The 16,680-nt window shown below is 53.5% G+C and carries 20 protein-coding genes; 5 read left to right on the forward strand and 15 right to left on the reverse strand.

Translation table 11 applies throughout. The annotated features are described in order from the left end of the window. Window positions 1-241 precede the first annotated feature (241 nt). Both ACRCWW_RS13945 and ACRCWW_RS13950 read left to right on the forward strand, forming a co-directional pair. Complete coding sequence (locus tag ACRCWW_RS13945) at window positions 242-1,090, forward strand: MurR/RpiR family transcriptional regulator (RefSeq protein ID WP_438682947.1); 849 nt, start codon at window positions 242-244, stop codon at window positions 1,088-1,090. A 56-nt stretch (window positions 1,091-1,146) separates the two neighbouring features. After that, window positions 1,147-1,407, forward strand: coding sequence for a YfhL family 4Fe-4S dicluster ferredoxin (locus ACRCWW_RS13950; RefSeq protein WP_404658474.1), 261 nt, complete (start codon window positions 1,147-1,149; stop codon window positions 1,405-1,407). Here ACRCWW_RS13950 and acpS read toward each other — a convergent pair. From acpS to rseD, 12 genes are all read right to left on the reverse strand, one after another. Then, complete coding sequence (gene acpS, locus ACRCWW_RS13955; RefSeq protein WP_438682948.1) at window positions 1,404-1,784, reverse strand: holo-ACP synthase; 381 nt, start codon at window positions 1,782-1,784, stop codon at window positions 1,404-1,406. The genes ACRCWW_RS13950 and acpS overlap by 4 nt on opposite strands. After that, window positions 1,784-2,515, reverse strand: a complete 732-nt coding sequence (gene pdxJ / locus ACRCWW_RS13960; protein WP_438682949.1) for a pyridoxine 5'-phosphate synthase — start codon at window positions 2,513-2,515, stop codon at window positions 1,784-1,786. Before pdxJ ends, acpS begins: the two co-directional genes overlap by 1 nt. Window positions 2,516-2,657: 142 nt before the next feature. Beyond that, window positions 2,658-3,368 (reverse strand): DNA repair protein RecO, encoded by a 711-nt coding sequence (gene recO, locus ACRCWW_RS13965; RefSeq protein WP_438682950.1) that lies wholly within the window; start codon window positions 3,366-3,368, stop codon window positions 2,658-2,660. Between the two features lie 9 nt (window positions 3,369-3,377). Then, entirely contained in the window at window positions 3,378-4,283 is a 906-nt protein-coding gene (era, locus tag ACRCWW_RS13970; protein WP_438682951.1) for a GTPase Era, read from the reverse strand. Continuing rightward, window positions 4,280-4,960, reverse strand: coding sequence for a ribonuclease III (gene rnc, locus ACRCWW_RS13975; protein ID WP_097163305.1), 681 nt, complete (start codon window positions 4,958-4,960; stop codon window positions 4,280-4,282). The genes era and rnc overlap by 4 nt, the downstream gene beginning before the upstream one ends. Window positions 4,961-5,183: 223 nt before the next feature. Then, window positions 5,184-6,158: a signal peptidase I gene (lepB, locus tag ACRCWW_RS13980; protein ID WP_438682952.1), complete on the reverse strand. Its 975-nt coding sequence runs from the start codon at window positions 6,156-6,158 to the stop codon at window positions 5,184-5,186. 16 nt (window positions 6,159-6,174) lie between these two features. Beyond that, on the reverse strand, window positions 6,175-7,974 hold the full coding sequence (lepA, locus tag ACRCWW_RS13985; RefSeq protein WP_330985872.1) for a translation elongation factor 4: 1,800 nt from the start codon (window positions 7,972-7,974) through the stop codon (window positions 6,175-6,177). A gap of 185 nt (window positions 7,975-8,159) precedes the next feature. Beyond that, window positions 8,160-8,639 carry a SoxR-reducing system protein RseC gene (gene rseC / locus ACRCWW_RS13990; protein ID WP_438682953.1) on the reverse strand — a complete coding sequence of 160 codons (480 nt, stop codon included), beginning with the start codon at window positions 8,637-8,639 and terminating at the stop codon, window positions 8,160-8,162. After that, on the reverse strand, window positions 8,636-9,589 hold the full coding sequence (gene rseB / locus ACRCWW_RS13995) for a sigma-E factor regulatory protein RseB (RefSeq protein WP_438682954.1): 954 nt from the start codon (window positions 9,587-9,589) through the stop codon (window positions 8,636-8,638). The genes rseC and rseB overlap by 4 nt, the downstream gene beginning before the upstream one ends. Continuing rightward, window positions 9,589-10,242: an anti-sigma-E factor RseA gene (gene rseA, locus ACRCWW_RS14000; RefSeq protein ID WP_438682955.1), complete on the reverse strand. Its 654-nt coding sequence runs from the start codon at window positions 10,240-10,242 to the stop codon at window positions 9,589-9,591. Before rseA ends, rseB begins: the two co-directional genes overlap by 1 nt. 32 nt (window positions 10,243-10,274) lie before the next feature. Beyond that, a complete protein-coding gene (gene rpoE, locus ACRCWW_RS14005) occupies window positions 10,275-10,850 on the reverse strand; it encodes an RNA polymerase sigma factor RpoE (protein WP_154159064.1) in 576 nt (191 codons plus the stop codon). Beyond that, window positions 10,847-10,906: a rpoE leader peptide RseD gene (gene rseD / locus ACRCWW_RS14010; protein WP_330985887.1), complete on the reverse strand. Its 60-nt coding sequence runs from the start codon at window positions 10,904-10,906 to the stop codon at window positions 10,847-10,849. The genes rpoE and rseD overlap by 4 nt, the downstream gene beginning before the upstream one ends. Before the next feature lie 367 nt (window positions 10,907-11,273). On the opposite strand from rseD, the gene nadB reads away from it, so the two are divergent. Next, on the forward strand, window positions 11,274-12,893 hold the full coding sequence (nadB, locus tag ACRCWW_RS14015) for an L-aspartate oxidase (protein WP_438682956.1): 1,620 nt from the start codon (window positions 11,274-11,276) through the stop codon (window positions 12,891-12,893). On the opposite strand, the gene trmN is transcribed toward nadB, so the two are convergent. Next, window positions 12,878-13,615 (reverse strand): tRNA(1)(Val) (adenine(37)-N(6))-methyltransferase TrmN, encoded by a 738-nt coding sequence (gene trmN / locus ACRCWW_RS14020; RefSeq protein ID WP_438682958.1) that lies wholly within the window; start codon window positions 13,613-13,615, stop codon window positions 12,878-12,880. The genes nadB and trmN overlap by 16 nt on opposite strands. A gap of 131 nt (window positions 13,616-13,746) precedes the next feature. Here trmN and srmB point away from each other — a divergent pair, with 131 nt between their 5' ends. Beyond that, the gene (gene srmB, locus ACRCWW_RS14025; RefSeq protein ID WP_404658481.1) at window positions 13,747-15,084 is read left to right on the forward strand and encodes an ATP-dependent RNA helicase SrmB; all 1,338 of its coding nucleotides are present in this window, start codon (window positions 13,747-13,749) and stop codon (window positions 15,082-15,084) included. A 49-nt stretch (window positions 15,085-15,133) separates the two neighbouring features. Here the strand turns inward: srmB and grcA are convergent, their stop codons facing one another. Continuing rightward, a complete protein-coding gene (gene grcA, locus ACRCWW_RS14030; protein ID WP_330985878.1) occupies window positions 15,134-15,517 on the reverse strand; it encodes an autonomous glycyl radical cofactor GrcA in 384 nt (127 codons plus the stop codon). 314 nt (window positions 15,518-15,831) lie between these two features. Between grcA and ung the strand changes: the two genes are divergently transcribed. Further along, window positions 15,832-16,521: a uracil-DNA glycosylase gene (ung, locus tag ACRCWW_RS14035; RefSeq protein ID WP_438682957.1), complete on the forward strand. Its 690-nt coding sequence runs from the start codon at window positions 15,832-15,834 to the stop codon at window positions 16,519-16,521. Between the two features lie 34 nt (window positions 16,522-16,555). Here ung and ACRCWW_RS14040 read toward each other — a convergent pair. After that, the coding region (locus ACRCWW_RS14040) for a hypothetical protein (RefSeq protein WP_241013015.1) at window positions 16,556-16,680 on the reverse strand (125 nt) is incomplete at its 5' end.

Here is a 16,680-nt window from a genome sequence, read left to right on the forward strand (position 1 = left end):
GGTGAGCGCGTAAACGTCACTCCTGCCAGATAGCCTAACAGCCTGAACCTGACATTTCCAAAAACGAAAAGCCTTGTGCCTTTCACTCTGCTGCGGGAGAGCGTATCCTTTTGATTAGCATACTGAATCGGTTAACAATACGGCAACACGTGCTGACTCAGCGCATGACGGTTAACCACAATCCCCTATACTCAAGACAAAATTCGCACAGGCGGCCACACCAGGGCCTGCTGGAGAGCCAATGAACTGTTTGATTCGCATCCGTCAGCGTTATCCCGGGCTTGCGCAAAGCGATAAAAAGCTGGCTGATTTTATTCTGGCGCAGCCCGATCAGGCGCGCCACCTCAGCTCGCAGCAATTGGCCGCCCTCTCAGGCGTCAGCCAGTCGAGCGTGGTGAAATTCGCCCAGAAGATGGGGTTCAAAGGGTTTCCGGCGTTAAAACTGGCGTTGAGCGAAGCGCTGGCGAGCAATCCCAATCCTCACTCTGTGCCGGTGCACAACCTGATCCGTGGCGACGACCCTTTACGCCTGGTGGGTGAGAAGCTGATTAAGGATAACGTGGCGGCAATGCATGCTTCGCTGGACGTGAATACCGAGGACAAACTTCTTGAAGCCGTTTCGCTGTTACGAAGCGCCCGGCGCATTATCGTCACCGGGATCGGCGCCTCCGGCCTCGTGGCGCAAAATCTGAGCTGGAAGCTGATGAAGATTGGCTTCAATGCTGTCGCTGAACAGGACATGCATGCGCTTCTGGCCACGGTTCAGGCAATGACACCCGAGGATTTGCTGCTCGCTATCTCTTATTCCGGTGAGCGCCGGGAAATCAACATGGCGGCGGACGAAACCTTGCGTGTTGGAGGAAAGATCCTCGCCATTACCGGGTTTTCACCAAACGCATTACAGCAACGCGCCACCCATTGCCTGTACACCATCGCCGAAGAGCAGGCGACCCGAAGTGCAGCCATTTCGTCCACCAGCGCCCAGATGATGCTGACTGATTTACTGTTTATGGGCCTGGTCCAGCAGGATTTGGAGCATGCGCCAGAACGCATCCGTCACAGCGAAGCGTTGGTGAAAAAACTGGTCTGAACAGGAAATGAGCGTATAATGCCCGCCCTGTTTGTGTTGTTTCTGAGAATTTCCTGATGGCGCTGTTAATCACCAAAAAATGCATCAATTGCGATATGTGCGAACCTGAATGTCCGAACGAGGCCATTTCGATGGGCGACAGCATTTATGAGATTAACAGCGATCGCTGTACGGAGTGTATCGGCCATTACGAAACGCCGACCTGCCAGAAAGTGTGTCCGATCCCCAATACCATTATTAAGAACCCGACACACCTGGAAAGCGAAGAGCAGCTGTGGGACAAATTTGTTCAGCTGCACCACGCGGACAAAATCTAACTTTCCATGATCACGGTTGCGCAGGCGTAATGGCGTTCATCCGCGAGCGTCACATGCATCTGAGTCACGCCTGACTTTTCGGCAAGCTCTGCCGCCGCGCCCCAAAGCCGCAGCTTCGGTTTGCCCAGTTCATCGTTGTAAACTTCAAACTGTTCAAACGCCAGGCCGTTACGGATGCCCGTTCCCAGTGCCTTCGACGCCGCTTCCTTCACCGCAAAACGTTTAGCCAGAAAACGCACCGGCTGCTGATGCGTTTCCCAGATTTTCCATTCGTTATCGCTGAGCACGCGCCGCGCAAGACGATCGCCATTACGGGCGATCACTGCCTCGATGCGGGCAATTTCCACGATGTCGGTGCCAATGCCCACGATAGCCATTACTGACGCGCTTCCAGCATCAGACGTTTCATTTCTGCCACGGCATCTTTCAGCCCGCTCATCACCGCGCGCCCGATAATGGCGTGCCCGATATTGAGTTCATGCATTTCTGGCAGGGCTGCAATCGCCTTTACGTTGTGATAGGTCAGGCCGTGACCGGCGTTGACTTTCAGGCCGAGGCTTGCAGCGTATTTCGCCGCCTGAGCAATACGCTCCAGCTCTTTGGCCTGCTCCGCTTCACTTTCTGCATCCGCATAGCAGCCGGTGTGAATTTCGATATAGGGCGCACCCACGTCAGCGGCAGCTTTGATCTGATCGCGATCGGCATCAATGAACAACGAAACCAGAATCCCGGCATCAGCAAGACGCTTGCAGGCATCACGCATTTTGTCGAGTTGACCTGCGACATCCAGCCCACCTTCGGTGGTCACTTCCTGACGCTTCTCCGGCACCAGGCAGCAGAAATGAGGTTTGGTGTCACAGGCGATGGTCAGCATCTCTTCCGTGACCGCCATTTCCAGGTTCATGCGAGTATCGAGGGTCTGGCGCAGAATACGCACATCGCGGTCAGTAATATGGCGACGGTCTTCACGCAGATGAACGGTGATCCCGTCTGCGCCTGCCTGTTCAGCGATAAACGCCGCCTGAACCGGATCAGGATAGGCGGTACCGCGCGCATTGCGCAGCGTGGCGATGTGGTCAATGTTGACGCCTAACAGTAATTCAGCCATGACAATCCTCGTTATTGATTTTGGTTATTCATTCTCAATTGATTCCCCTCACCCCGGCCCTCTCCCCAAAGGGGCGAGGGAGAAAACCATAGCGACTTGTCCCCTCTCCCCTCAGGGGAGAGGGTTAGGGTGAGGGGCAAATTTACGACCGCTTCGGCACAAACTGCCGGAACAGCTCCCGGCTCTTGAGCGGCTTACCGCCCAGATAGGGCTTGAGCGCCATGCGGGTGAAGCGCTTTGCCGCCCGTAGCGCATCGACATCCCTGAACTCACGGCTGGCGAGCGCTTTCAAATGGTGCCCGGTAAAAGTGTTGTTATCAATCACTACGCTTGCGATAAACCCTTTTTCTTCGCGATAACGGTAGGTCATGGTGTCTTCGACCGGCTCGCCGCTGCCCGCACAGTGGAGGAAATCCACGCCATAACCCAGATGAGCAAGGAGCGCCAGCTCAAAACGGCGCAGCGCGGGCTCCGGTGTGCCCGTCACGCCAGCCAGCGCCTGGAGGCAGTGCAGATAATCGAAAAAGAGTTCAGAAAAACGGGTTTCGTTTTCCAGCACGCGAGAAAGGAGTTCATTGACGTACAGGCCACTGTAGAGCGCAATACCGCTTAACGGTAAAGCCAGCGAGACGGCTTCGGCACTGCGCAGCGTTTTGACGTCGCCACGTCCACCAAAACGGACCAGTAAGGGAGTAAAGGGCTGAAGCGCGCCTTTGAGATTTGAACGTTTGGAACGTGCGCCTTTTGCTACAAGGCGCACGCGGCCCGACTCTTCCGTGAAGACGTCCAGCATCAGGCTGGTTTCGCTCCAGGGACGACTATGCAGGACGAAAGCGCGCTGCCAGCCCTCCATCGGGTTGACTTACAGGTCGTCGACGTAACCGAGACTGCGCAGGGCGCGCTCGTCATCGGCCCAGCCGGATTTCACTTTCACCCACAGTTCCAGATGAACCGGCGCTTCAAACATTTCCTGCATGTCTTTACGGGCTTCAATACCGATGGTTTTGATTTTGGCACCTTTGTTGCCAATCACCATCTTCTTCTGGCCTTCACGCTCAACCAGGATCAGACCGTTGATATCATATCCGCCGCGCTCGTTGGTCTGGAAACGTTCGATTTCAACGGTGACGGAGTATGGCAGTTCTGCGCCGAGGAAACGCATTAGCTTTTCACGGATGATCTCAGACGCCATAAAGCGCTGAGAACGGTCGGTGATGTAATCTTCCGGGAAGTGGTGTGTGGCTTCCGGCAGATGCTTACGCACGATGGCTGCAAGCGTGTCGACGTTCAGACCGGTTTCCGCAGAGATCGGGACGATATCCAGGAAGTTCATCTGGCTGCCGAGGAACTGCAGGTGCGGCAGCAAGTCCGCTTTTTCCTGCACGTTGTCGACTTTGTTCACCGCCAGAATGACCGGCGCACGACCGCCACGGAGCTTATTCAGCACCATTTCGTCGTCAGCGGTCCAGCGGGTACCTTCAACCACGAAAATAACCAGCTCAACGTCGCCAATCGAGCTGCTCGCCGCTTTGTTCATCAGGCGGTTAATGGCGCGTTTTTCTTCCATGTGCAAACCCGGAGTATCCACGAAAATAGCCTGATATGGCCCTTCAGTGTGAATACCCACAATGCGGTGACGCGTGGTCTGCGCTTTACGGGAAGTGATAGAAATCTTCTGACCAAGCAGGTTGTTCAGCAGGGTGGATTTGCCGACGTTGGGACGCCCAACGATGGCAATAAATCCGCAGTAACTCTTTTCGTCGCTCATTCCAGCTCCAGTTTTTTCAGCGCCTGTTCGGCGGCAGCCTGCTCCGCCTTGCGACGGCTGGAACCTGTGCCAACTACCGGTTCACTCAGGCCACTGACCTGGCAGTGGATAGTAAATTCCTGATCGTGGGCTTCGCCACGCACCTGCACCACCAGATAGGAAGGCAGCGGCAAATGACGACCCTGTAAATATTCCTGCAAACGCGTTTTCGGATCTTTTTGTTTATCGCCCGGGCTAATTTCATCCAGACGAGTTTGATACCAGCTTAAAATCAGCTTCTCGACGTTTTGAATATCGCTGTCGAGGAAAACACCGCCAATCAGTGCCTCAACGGTATCCGCGAGAATGGATTCACGACGAAAACCGCCGCTTTTCAACTCACCCGGCCCAAGACGCAGGCATTCGCCCAGTTCAAACTCGCGAGCGATTTCTGCCAGCGTGTTGCCGCGTACAAGCGTAGCGCGCATACGGCTCATGTCGCCTTCGTCAACGCGCGGAAAACGGTGATACAGAGCGTTGGCAATCACATAACTTAAAATAGAGTCACCGAGAAATTCCAGGCGCTCATTGTGCTTGCTGCTTGCGCTGCGGTGAGTTAACGCCTGTTGCAACAGATCCTGATGTTGAAAAGTGTAGCCCAGCTTCCGTTGAAGCCGATTAATTACGATGGGGTTCATGCTTTACCAATAGATGAATGCGTCAATAATTCAGCACACGAAACCGACCTGATAAAAGCCAACGCGGTTTCGTGTGCCGTGGATCCCATGCGGGTACCAACCTAAAACTTCGGGGGGATATTCTATACGCAACGACAGGAGATGTCGTTAGCTGACGGGCATTTAAATGGGAAATAATTCGTGCTGCCATCATGGCGATGACAGCACGAAGCGTGAAGGTGAATTAATGGATACCGCCAATACGATTTAAACGTACGCCGGTCGGCCATTCGCCTTCCTGTTTTTCGAAGCTCATCCAGATACCGACTGCCTTGCCGACCAGATTCGCTTCTGGCACAAAGCCCCAGTAACGGCTGTCTGCGCTGTTGTCACGGTTATCCCCCATCATGAAGTAATGGCCCGGTGGAACAATCCAGGAGGCGAGCTGCTGACCCTGCTGATGGTAATACATACCCAGCTGATCCTGCGCGATAGGTACTGTCAGGATGCGGTGAGTCACGTCGCCGAGCGTCTCTTTGCGTTCAGTCAGGCGCACGCCGTTGTCTTTGCTCTCGCCTTTCGGCAATTGCCAGAAACCGCTGGTCGCTTCGCCGCCGTTACGACGGGCAAAGGTCTGCACGAAATCGCTCGCTTCCACGTTGGAGTAAGTGACTGGCAATGCGTTACCGCAAGCCTGACCAGAACTGCAGTTCGGCTGAATGGTGACTTCTTTCGCGACCGGATCATACGTGACTTTATCACCCGGTAAACCGACAGCACGCTTGATGTAATCAAGGCGCGGATCTTCCGGGTATTTGAACACCACAATGTCACCGCGTTTTGGGTGGCCGGTTTCAATTAAGGTCTTCTGATAAATCGGATCTTTAATTCCATAGGCGAACTTCTCGACCAGAATAAAATCGCCGATCAGCAGCGTTGGCATCATTGAACCTGATGGGATCTGGAATGGCTCATAAATAAAGGAGCGCACCACCAGCACGATAGCCAGCACCGGAAAAACAGACGCACCGGTTTCCAGCCAGCCCGGTTTCGGGCCGACTTTCTTCAGGGTCTTCTTATCCAGCGTCTCACCTGCCGCAACCTGCGCTGCGGCCTGACGTTCACGGCGTTTAGGTGCGAAAATAAATTTATCCAGGCACCATAAAATCCCTGTCACCAGGGTCGCGATGACCAGGATCAGGGCAAACATGTTCGCCATGCCAACTCCTTATTGGTTATTTACCGTCTTTACCGACATGCAGAATGGCGAGGAAAGCTTCCTGTGGCAGCTCAACGTTGCCCACCTGCTTCATGCGTTTCTTACCATCTTTCTGTTTCTGCAGCAGCTTTTTCTTACGGCTGACGTCACCGCCGTAGCATTTCGCCAGAACGTTTTTACGTAACTGTTTCACCGTGGAGCGGGCAATAATGTGGTTACCGATAGCTGCCTGAATCGCGATATCAAATTGCTGACGCGGGATCAGTTCTTTCATCTTCTCAACCAGCTCACGACCGCGATATGGCGCGTTGTCGTTGTGGGTGATCAGCGCCAGCGCATCAACGCGATCGCCGTTGATCAGCACGTCTACACGCACCATGTTGGAGGCCTGGAAGCGCTTGAAGTTGTAATCCAGCGACGCATAGCCGCGAGAGGTGGACTTCAGACGGTCAAAGAAGTCGAGCACCACTTCCGCCATTGGGATTTCGTAAGTCAGCGCCACCTGGTTACCGTGGTAAACCATGTTGGTCTGCACGCCACGTTTTTCGATACACAGCGTGATGACGTTACCGAGGAACTCCTGCGGCAGCAGCATGTGACACTCAGCAATCGGCTCACGCAGCTCATGAATATTGTTCAACGGCGGGAGTTTGGACGGGCTGTCGACGTAGATAACTTCTTTCGACGTGGTTTCAACTTCATACACTACGGTCGGTGCAGTGGTGATCAGATCCAGATCGTATTCACGTTCCAGACGTTCCTGAATGATTTCCATGTGCAGCAAGCCGAGGAAGCCACAGCGGAAGCCGAAGCCCAGCGCCGTAGAACTTTCTGGCTCATAGAACAGGGAAGCATCGTTGAGGCTCAGTTTGCCCAACGCATCGCGGAAGTTTTCATAATCGTCAGAGCTGACCGGGAACAGACCGGCATAAACCTGTGGCTTCACTTTTTTGAAGCCTGGCAGGGCTTTATCGGCAGGATTACGAGCCAGCGTCAGCGTATCACCGACCGGTGCACCGAGGATGTCTTTGATGGCACACACCAGCCAGCCTACCTCGCCACATTTCAGCTCAGTACGATCAAGTTGTTTCGGGGTGAAGATGCCCAGACGATCGGCGTTATACACCTGGCCGGTGCTCATCACTTTAATCTTGTCGCCTTTGCGCATGGTGCCGTTTTTAATACGCACCAGAGACACAACGCCCAGATAGTTATCGAACCAGGAATCGATGATCAGCGCCTGCAGCGGGGCTTCCGGATCGCCTTCTGGCGGCGGAATATCACGAACCAGACGTTCTAACACATCCGGAACGCCCACACCGGTTTTTGCGGAGCAGCGTACGGCGTCCGTCGCGTCGATGCCGACGATATCTTCAATCTCTTCTGCTACGCGCTCAGGGTCTGCGGCTGGCAGGTCGATTTTGTTCAGAACCGGCACCACTTCCAGATCCATTTCCATCGCGGTATAGCAGTTTGCGAGGGTCTGAGCTTCTACGCCCTGCCCGGCATCCACCACCAGCAGCGCGCCTTCACAAGCGGCCAGAGAACGGGATACTTCATAGGAGAAGTCAACGTGGCCAGGGGTGTCGATAAAGTTAAGCTGGTAGGTTTCACCGTCAGTGGCTTTGTAATCCAGGGTCACGCTCTGCGCTTTGATGGTAATACCACGTTCGCGTTCCAGATCCATGGAATCAAGCACCTGAGCAGCCATTTCACGGTCGGAGAGACCGCCGCAAATCTGGATAATACGGTCAGATAACGTCGACTTACCGTGGTCGATGTGAGCAATGATCGAAAAGTTACGTATATTCTTCATAGTTAGAGTTAGTTATGCCTTACGAATTCCTGGAGGCCGCGGGTCTGCGCCTGACGTTTGATCGTTCGAAAACGCCGCATTCTACACTACATCTCCGTCGCCAGGAAATGCTCTTCCGGCAAGCTTAGCGGTTAGTGGAGAGGAGATCCTGCAAGAGATGTAAATAAAGATAAAAGCCAGCGCGATTACTGGCTCAATTCAGAAGAGGTTGTGTCTGTGCGCAGTAGATCAGGTGGCAGACCGACGCTTAAAATGACCGGCTGCCAGGCTTCACGCGAAGCCAGTTTTGGCGACAAGCCGCGAGCAACCAAAAAGCCCCCTACGCCACCAAGCACTCCGCCTGCAAAAGCGGCTACATCGCTGCCAAACAGCAGCTGGAACAGTGCCGCAATGACGAACAGCCCAAACAGCGGAGTCATGTAAACCAGCATCGCTGAAGTTAAAAGGCTGCCCTCGCTGATACCCAGCTCGACCTTCTGCCCAACCACCAGCGGCTGCTCGCTAGGTACCACAATCGTGTGTTCCGTTTGCGGCCCAAGTTTGTTGAGAACCCGGCTGCCGCAGCCTGCTCTTGATGAACAGCTGCTGCAGGACGATTTCACGTCACAGCTGACTTTCGCTTGCCCATTCTGCCAGGACACCACGGTTGCCCATTCTTTAATCATTTTGCCGTCCTGAACTTGACGCTATCAGCAACGCGTTTCGCCGTCTGAGGAGGCAATTCGCCAACGATAGTGATCTCCGCGTTATCTCTCACTGACGTGCTGACCGTTCTACGGCCGGTACGCAGCATTTGCTCTGTGCTGGTCGGCGTTGCCGGGTTGATATTCACAGAGAAACTAAAGAGACCATCGGAATAAAGACGGGACTCCACAGGTGCATTAATGGTCGGCAGATTGCGACGGCTACCCGCCACCTCAACAAACCCTTGTGGCAGCCAGCTCGGCGCCCAGTTGAAATTGGCTTTGTCTCCGGATGGAACAGATAACAGCGGCGGCAGGCTGGCTGTAGCCAGATTCTGCATATTACTGCTAACCTGGCTGTTGACGTTAAATGCCACGACGCGGAACTGCTCCAGCGTTTCGCCATCACGGTCGAGTAAATCGACACGCATGGGCAATTTGGTTTCAGAATCAAGCCAGACAATATAGCTGTAACGAGTGCCATCGCGTGCGACGACTCGAATGACCTCACACAGCCTGTCGGCAATGCGCGTCCTTCCGACAGAAATAAAGTCGTAATACGGCGCAAGGCGTTTGAAATCGGTATAAACCAGGGAAGGCAACGAATCGACGATGTAGTCGCCGTTCAGAGTGAAAGGATCGAGGCCAGGCTCGAAGTAGCTGATTTCGTTTCCACGCTGAACCACTTCGCGGCGTGGACCGTCCAGCTGCAGCAGTTGCGCCAGGGCCTGATTATTCAGACGCGCATGACGATAGCGTAGCGACTCTACGCCCTGCTTGTTGATGCTGACAAACGACAGCTCATAGTTGAGAGACTGGCTGGCCAGATTCATCTGCTGCAACAACGCCCCGGACGAGACATCAGCCGAGGCGTTGGCGGAGAAGAACAGGCTACCAGCCACAAGGGACATGGCACACCAAAGTTGCTTCATTACTGCGATTGCGTTCCTAACGTTTGATATCCGGGCACCTGGACAGCAGCTTGCTGCGTCTGTGCTTGTTCAAACTGAAGCTGTTCGGAATGCAGGCGGCGCTGCAATTCGTAGTCCTGCAACATCGCATTGATGCGACGACGCTGCTCCTGGACTTGCTGCTGTTGACCACTACCGGTGGCATTGGCATCAGCAGGAACTCCCAGGCTCACCGGGCTGGCTTTGCCCATCATCGGCAGTGTATTGAACACTGGCGTTTCAGGCTGCTGGGATGCATCAGATTGCCCGTTATAGTGCTGGACACCTACGATAACTGCAAGTGATACGCACGCGGCAACGCCCATCTGTGTCAGTGAGCTTGCCCATGGACGCATCTTTTTCCAGAATGGCATGTTCTGCCACTGATGCGGAGCAGGCTGTGCTTCGGGAATGAGCGGCGTCGCCAGGCGAACAGGTTCATTCTCAATGGCGGCCATCACGCGAGCTGAAATATCAAAGCTCAGGGTCTGCGCTGTCTCACCACGCATGGTATCGCGGATAAGATGGTAGCTTTCCCATGTCTTTTGCATCTCAGTGGAGTGAGCCAGCTCGTTGAGCAGCTCTGAGTCCAGCGTTTCACCATCCATTAAGGCGGAAAGTTTTTCTTTCTGCATGCCTAAATACCTTTTCCAGTATTCCGCTATCGTCAACGCCTGATAAGCGGTTGAACTTTATTATCAATAGCTTCTCGTGCACGGAAAATGCGCGAGCGAACCGTACCCACCGGACAATCCATGATAGCGGCTATCTCTTCATAGCTCAGGCCATCGAGCTCCCGTAACGTGATTGCCATGCGTAAATCTTCCGGGAGCGACTCAATAGTACGGAACACTATTTGTCTCAGTTCTTCTGACAACATTAAGTTCTCAGGGTTCGAAATTTCTTTCAGCGCACCGCCACTTTCGTAGTTTTCTGCTTCTATTGCATCAACATCGCTTGATGGCGGACGTCTTCCCTGAGCAACCAGATAATTTTTTGCTGTGTTCACAGCAATACGGTATAGCCAGGTATAGAAAGCACTATCTCCCCGGAACGAATCCAGCGCTCGATAGGCCTTTATAAAAGACTCTTGTACCACGTCAGGCACATCGCCCGACGGGACGTAACGGGAAACCAGGCTCGCCACTTTATGCTGATAGCGCACTACCAGCAGGTTAAAGGCCTTCTGCTCTCCCTTCTGGACCCGTTCGACAAGGACCTGATCCGTTAACTGCTCGCTCATCCGAGGTAATGTCTCCTCAAACCTAATTCCCATGCGTAATCAGAACGCCACTCCATACACTGCACTATGAGCAAGCACCAGCTTAGAGTGTGCCATTGCTGTAAAGTTCAGTTACGCCTTTGCTTTTTGTTGAAAGCGGATAGACAGTTCATTATCACTCATTATAAGTCTACCACTGCTCAATGAAGTGTCAGGCGCGTAATAAACGTCTGAAATCTCCCAGCAGAGTAACGTAACACAGCATATTTTTCATCATAAAATCTGACGCTAACGATCTGCTTCGCAAAACTTTTCCGCGATTTACAAAGCGCTTCGCTCGCGCACCATGTTTAGTGGTTACAACGAAAGAGAAATTAAACGTGCTTAATCGCACGCTCTGGTGCTACTCTCATCGAACATTGTTTAGTAAATTAAACACAAATCATGACGACGACACCCGATCTCTCCTGTGATGTTCTGATTGTCGGTAGCGGCGCTGCCGGTCTCTCCCTCGCCCTGCGCCTTGCAGAGCACAGCTCCGTTATCGTACTGAGTAAGGGGCCTATTTCAGAAGGTTCCACCTTTTATGCTCAGGGCGGCATTGCTGCCGTCTTTGACGAGACCGACAGCATTGAATCCCACGTTGAAGATACGCTGATTGCCGGTGCGGGATTGTGCGATCGCCATGCGGTGTCATTCGTCGCCAGCAATGCCCGCCACTGCGTGCAGTGGCTTATCGACCAGGGCGTTCTGTTTGATACAGAAATTCAGGCCAACGGCTCGGAAAGTTATCATCTGACGCGTGAAGGCGGCCACAGCCATCGCCGTATTCTTCATGCCGCCGACGCAACAGGAAAGGAAGTTGAAACGACGCTGGTCAGCAAAGCGTTGAATCATCCGAATATTCGGGTGCTGGAACGTAGCAACGCAGTAGACTTGATCGTATCCGATAAAATCGGTTTGCCGGGCACACGCCGTGTCGTCGGGGCGTGGATCTGGAACCGTAATAAAGAAGCCGTTGAAACCTGTGCGGCAAAATCCGTTGTTCTGGCAACGGGCGGCGCATCGAAGGTGTATCAGTACACCACCAACCCGGATATTTCCTCCGGCGATGGTATTGCGATGGCCTGGCGCGCAGGCTGTCGGGTGGCAAACCTCGAATTTAATCAGTTTCATCCCACCGCGCTTTACCATCCTCAGGCACGCAATTTTTTGCTGACCGAAGCTTTACGCGGTGAAGGCGCACATCTGAAACGCCCGGATGGTTCACGCTTCATGCCAGATTTCGATGTACGCGAAGAACTTGCGCCTCGAGATATTGTGGCTCGCGCGATAGATCATGAAATGAAACGGCTTGGCGCTGACTGCATGTATCTGGACATCAGCCATAAACCAGAAGAGTTTGTTCGCCAGCACTTCCCGATGATCCACGAAAAACTGCTCGGGTTGGGTATCGATTTAACAAAAGAACCTGTGCCGATTGTTCCCGCGGCGCATTACACCTGCGGTGGTGTGATGGTGGATGACTTTGGTCGTACGGACGTTGACGGGCTGTATGCTATTGGCGAAGTCAGCTATACCGGCCTGCACGGCGCTAACCGGATGGCGTCGAACTCACTGCTTGAGTGCCTGGTTTACGGCTGGTCTGCGGCAGAAGATATTAAGAAGCGCATGCCCTATGCCCGGCAGAGCAACGAGCTTCCTGCGTGGGATGAAAGCCGGGTGGAAAATCCCGACGAACTGGTGGTCATCCAACATAACTGGCACGAGCTGCGACTCTTTATGTGGGATTACGTGGGCATTGTGAGAACAACGAAGCGCCTGGAGCGGGCGTTGCGCCGTATTACTTTGCTGCAGCAAGAACTGGATGAGTACTACGCTCGTTTCCGCGTATCCAACAATCTGCTCGAACTGCGTAACTTAGTGCAGGTGGCTGAGTTGATTGTTCGCTGCGCGATGATGCGTAAAGAGAGCCGGGGCCTGCACTATACGCTTGATTATCCAGAGTTACTGGAGAACTCTGGCCCCTCAGTGCTCTCTCCTTTAGCTCACATAAACAGATAAAACGCCTGGGTCAGCGCGGTATACCCCTCGGAGTATTGCTGCTCTGGCCCACGAATAATCAGCCTGTCAGTGAAACACTCTCCCGCACGCGGGGAGAATGCCAGCAGCATGCGATGGGGAGGGCGTAAGTCTGTTTCCGCCACATCCGTGCGCAAACGCAAATGCCACCCCATCGACAGCGCCTGTTCAGTAAAGGCATTGCCGATGCTTTCGGGCAGCACCACGCAGAAAAAACCTTCCTCCGTGATGGCATCCGCCGCACAGCTCAACAATGTGCCATGATCAAGCGTGGTGGTGTACCGCGCCTGCTCCCGCTGCGGCGTCGCACATTCTACGCCCTGCTCATAATAAGGAGGATTGCTGATAATCAGATCGTAGCGGCTATTCTCTTGCGTAAGCCACTGTTGCACATCGGCCGTATGAATCCTGATACGATGCGCCCAGGGTGACTCCGCAATGTTTTCCGCCGCCTGTGCTGCTGCGTCTGCATCCAGTTCGACGGCATCAATCGCCACATGATCGTCAGTACGTTGTGCCAGCATCAGAGCCAGCAACCCGCTGCCAGTGCCGATATCCAGTACCCGATTTACTCTGGCAATCGGTGCCCAGGCTCCCAGCAAAATGCCGTCCGTACCCACTTTCATTGCACAACGATCGTGAGCAACAAAAAACTGTTTGAAGGTAAATCCATTGCGGCGAAGCACGGAACCCGACTGACTCATCATCAAAACCTTTCCTGAAATTTCCCTTGGGGGATTGGGTTATGCACAATACCCGAGAACAGATAGCCATACAAACAGATGAAGATTGCAGCCATAACGTCTATAATCAGCGCCCCACACAGAGGTAGATCATGACTGTAACGACTTTTTCCGAACTCGAACTCGACGAAAGCCTGCTGGACGCGCTCCAGGAGAAAGGCTTCACTCGCCCGACCGCCATTCAGGCTGCTGCCATTCCGCCTGCGCTCGAAGGCCGTGATGTGCTCGGTTCTGCGCCGACAGGCACCGGTAAAACGGCGGCGTATCTGCTGCCAGCGTTGCAGCACCTGCTCGACTTCCCGCGCAAGAAATCTGGCCCACCACGTATTCTGATCCTGACGCCAACGCGTGAACTGGCGATGCAGGTGGCCGATCATGCCCGCGAGCTGGCGAAGAATACGCATCTCGATATCGCTACCATTACTGGTGGCGTGGCTTATATGAACCACGCCGAAGTGTTTAGCGAAAACCAGGACATCGTGGTCGCGACCACCGGGCGTCTGCTGCAATACATCAAAGAAGAAAACTTTGACTGTCGCGCCGTCGAAACGCTGATCCTTGATGAAGCAGACCGTATGCTGGACATGGGCTTCGCGCAGGATATCGAAACCATCGCCGGTGAAACGCGCTGGCGCAAGCAGACGATGCTGTTCTCTGCAACGTTGGAAGGCGAAGCCATCAAGGATTTCTCCGAGCGTCTGCTGGAAGATCCGGTGGAAGTGTCTGCCACGCCGTCCACCCGCGAACGCAAGAAAATCCACCAGTGGTATTATCGTGCCGATAACATCGAGCATAAAACTGCGCTGCTGATCCATCTGCTGCAGCAGGATGATGCTACCCGCTCCATCGTCTTCGTGCGTAAACGTGAGCGAGTGCATGAGCTGGCGGGCTGGCTGCGCGATAAAGGCATTAATAACTGCTATCTCGAAGGTGAGATGGTCCAGGTGAAACGTAACGAAGCGATTAAACGTCTGACCGATGGCCGCGTTAACGTGCTGGTTGCCACCGATGTTGCCGCTCGCGGGATCGACATTCCTGACGTTAGCCACGTGTTCAACTTCGATATGCCACGCAGCGGCGATACCTATCTGCACCGCATCGGCCGTACCGGTCGCGCGGGTCAAAAAGGCACCGCGATTTCGCTGGTCGAAGCCCATGACCATCTTCTGCTGCACAAAATTGGCCGTTACATTGAAGAGCCGCTGAAAGCGCGTGTGATTGATGAGCTGCGTCCAACCACTCGTGTGCCGAGTGAGAAAAACAAAGGCAAGCCGTCGAAGAAAGCGATGGCTAAACGTGAAGAGAAGAAGAAGGCTGAGCAGGAAAAACCACGAGTGAAGAAACGTCACCGTGATGCCAAAAATATTGGTAAACGCCGCAAGCCGAGCGCTACGGCGACGGCAACAGAGCAGAAGCCAACTGAAGAGTAAAAAAAGCCGGGAAATTCTCCCGGCTTTTTTATTTCCCACCCCTGAGAAATTACAGGCTTTCAGTGAAAGTACGAGCGATAACGTCGCGCTGCTGTTCTGGGGTCAGGGAGTTGAAGCGTACGGCATAACCAGAAACACGAATGGTCAGCTGTGGATATTTTTCCGGGTTTTCTACCGCATCCATCAGAGTCTCACGACGCAGAACGTTAACGTTCAGGTGCTGGCCACCTTCAACACGGACTTCTGGCTGTACGTCGACTGGCACTTCACGGTATTCGATGTCGCCCAGGTTATTGACTGCCACAACCTGATCTTCAGTGAAACCGCCTTTTGCTACCAGGCAGCGTGCTTCACCTTTCTCGCTGTCCAGCAGCCAGAAAGAGTTCAGCAGATCGTCGTTTGCCGCTTTGGTAATCTGGATACCTTTAATCATTGCATGCCTCCTGGGCTAAATTATTCGTTTTCATCAGCCATGCACTGGCCAATTGGTAAAACCATTGTTGCTTGAGTGTATATATATCAGTCGAACACCCGGCAAACTTTGATTTAAATCAACAAAAACCATACATCAACTATGGTGATGCACTGAATCTATTGATCTAAATCAGTTTTAACCCGCCAGTGAATACAAAAATCGTTGTAAATACTCAATTTTTTTGATAACCAACGTCCCCGAGGAAACGCAAAATTTTACGCTGCAGAAAGAAGCCGTTAAGCTAGGGCCAAGCACATTCGCAGGAGAGCGAGATGACCACTTCCTTAACCTGGCACGACGTCCTGGCCAGCGAAAAAGAACAACCGTATTTTATGAATACGCTGGCGACGGTTGCCAGTGAGCGCCAGTCCGGAATAACGATTTATCCCCCGCAGAAAGATGTCTTTAACGCCTTTCGCTTTACAGAACTGAGCGACGTGAAGGTCGTTATCCTCGGCCAGGACCCTTATCATGGGCCAGGTCAGGCACATGGTCTGGCCTTTTCCGTGCAGCCGGGCATCGGTATTCCGCCTTCACTGCTGAATATGTACAAAGAGCTGGAGGGGACCCTTCCAGGCTTTAAGCGTCCAACACACGGCTATCTGGAAAGCTGGGCTCGCCAGGGCGTGTTGCTGCTCAATACGGTACTTACCGTTCGCGCCGGGCAGGCACATTCCCACGCAAGCCTGGGCTGGGAGACCTTTACCGATAAGGTGATCGCGCTGATCAATGAACACTGCGAAGGCGTGGTATTTTTGCTGTGGGGCTCTCATGCGCAAAAAAAAGGGGCCATTATCGATCGCCAGCGCCATCATGTGTTGAAGGCACCGCACCCTTCCCCCCTCTCTGCGCATCGTGGCTTTTTTGGCTCTAACCACTTCGTTCAGGCCAATGAATGGCTGGCCCAAAAAGGGGAAGCCCCCATTGACTGGATGCCGGTCTTATCGGCGGAAAGCGAATAAAAAAATGCCAGCATCGCGCTGTAATGCCAGTCAGTTAAGCAACTGACTGGCTCTTTTTCGGGGCTGTGGGGTATTTCCAGGGCCTCTCCTTTACCACTCTCGGGAAGGCCCTTTCCCTTCTTGTCGGTAATTTCACTAGTTGTCCCATACTTGCAAGAT

Origin of the sequence: Scandinavium sp. (assembly GCF_051650185.1) — a bacterium.
In the GTDB taxonomy this organism is placed as follows: Bacteria; Pseudomonadota; Gammaproteobacteria; order Enterobacterales; family Enterobacteriaceae; genus Scandinavium.